Below are 1,416 nucleotides of genomic sequence, written 5' to 3' on the forward strand. Positions count from 1 at the left end.
ATCCGGCACTAGTAAGGCAAAGGAATATATTCAAGTCTAATTCCTCCCATTCGTATTCGTGTTTTATTATATTTGCTACTATGAGGGTTAAAGAGGAAATAAAATCAAGGACGGAGGAATTTTTAGGCCTGTGCAAAAATCACAAAGTTACGTTTCTTTATGCTTTTGGTTCTTCTACCAACCAGGCGTTTGACGAAACCAAAAGCGATATTGATCTTTTGGTAGAGGTGGATGCAATTGACCCAATGGTCCGTGGGGAGACGCTAATTGATTTATGGGATAAACTTGAACTTTTTTTTGGAAGGAAGGTAGATTTACTTACCGAATCCTCACTCAAAAACCCATATTTAAGAGCCAACATCGATCAATCCAAAATCCTGATCTATGACGGAAAGAGAGAAGAAGTTTTTGTCTGATATAGTTCAGGCCACCAAACTTATCGAAGAATTTACGGCAGAAACTAACGCTTATGAGAATTATTGCAATGACTTAAAAACTCATAATCTACACAAATGTCTTCCTATCAGCACTGATTTCAATTTCTATCCCAACCAAAATCCTGCACGAAATGGTTTTGACTTCGTTAGAAAAATGGTTTAGCAAGCAGGACAATCATAAGTACTTTGACTTTGGTGCCGTTAGGTACCGGATGTGGGTAGAATTGTTGTCTGTTGAATAAATCCAGTCCCTAAGGGACTGAACAAATCTCCAATTGGTGGAGGATATAACGCTTTGGGAGGTCACAAAGACCACGGCAGTGGTCCAACCCCATTAGCCCCGGGTTGTCACCCGGGGCCTGGAAACACCACGCCCTCAGAACCCCGGGAGGGGTTCAACTCAACGGAACCCCATCGCCGGTGGGAGCCTATTTGGACATTCCCATCCCCGTTTCGGGCAGGCTGCTTAAGGAAAAAGCTCCTGACTACGGAAAATTAATCGCTAACTCCACCCTGTCTTGACCACCCCCTTGCGTCCCCCTCCTAAAACTGGAGGGGGAGAGGATCGAATTGATATTATTTTATATTTATGGTCTTAATTTTTGACCCCATGGTTTATCCAATAAATTCAAACTAAAATTTGTTTAATTAAATTTTTTTTATTTATTGTAGCATTATCTTTCTTTATTACGTATGGGGATTAAGGTAGGAGTTAATGGATTCCAATTATGAACCCTCAGATAAAATGGATAAAAATGATGGAAAAGGTAAGTTCAAGATTGTGTAGGCTTAGCTGTTTAATGCTACTCATCGGTAAAATGACATTTATTGGGGCTTGTCAGGAAATGGGAGAGACGGATGAAAATTATTTATCCTTATCGGATATCGGGGAACTTGCTGAACAAGACAGCATTTCGCTGATTGGCACCCGTTGGAGGCTCCTTGGTTTTGGGGAAGAAGGGAGTGACAGGATCAGGGT

General features: G+C 41.2%; 3 protein-coding genes. All 3 read left to right on the plus strand.

All coding sequences use genetic code 11. The features are described 5' to 3' along the window. Nucleotides 1-416: nucleotidyltransferase family protein (locus tag DB520_RS26220; protein ID WP_232835167.1), on the plus strand; the 416-nt coding region annotated here is incomplete at its 5' end. A gap of 366 nt (nt 417-782) precedes the next feature. Then, entirely contained in the window at nt 783-959 is a 177-nt protein-coding gene (locus DB520_RS26915; protein WP_157972273.1) for a hypothetical protein, read from the plus strand. Between the two features lie 233 nt (nt 960-1,192). Continuing rightward, nucleotides 1,193-1,416 (plus strand): hypothetical protein (locus DB520_RS26920; RefSeq protein ID WP_198675472.1); only part of this gene is annotated, 224 nt, incomplete at its 3' end.

The sequence above is a fragment of the Pleomorphovibrio marinus genome, assembly GCF_003347495.1.
Taxonomy (GTDB): domain Bacteria; phylum Bacteroidota; class Bacteroidia; order Cytophagales; family Cyclobacteriaceae; genus Pleomorphovibrio; species Pleomorphovibrio marinus.